Origin of the sequence: Shewanella sp. SG44-6 (genome assembly GCF_014164185.1) — a bacterium.
Classification (GTDB): domain Bacteria; phylum Pseudomonadota; class Gammaproteobacteria; order Enterobacterales; family Shewanellaceae; genus Shewanella; species Shewanella vesiculosa.
The window spans coordinates 1-213 of the sequence record NZ_JACJER010000390.1; the positions used below are offsets into that span (position 1 = coordinate 1).

General features: G+C 42.7%; 1 pseudogene. It reads right to left on the minus strand.

What is annotated here, in order from left to right:
- A pseudogene (secD, locus tag H5185_RS22690) lies at nt 1–213 on the minus strand (protein translocase subunit SecD); the annotation flags it as partial.

Consider the following 213-nt stretch of genomic DNA (forward strand, 5'->3'; position numbering starts at 1 on the left):
CATGGTAGCAAGCAGCATAAACTCATTACCGCTGCTCGCATCGGTATAGGTCATGTCTTTACTGCGGGTTTTTAAATATGTCTCAGCTTGGTCAACAGTTGCAGCGTCACGAAACTTAATCGCAATCCCTTTTGGGGTTTTACGAATACCTGCGTAACGAATTTTCTCTTCACGAAGTTGGCTTCTGAAATCAGCTATTTTAGCTTCTTCCAT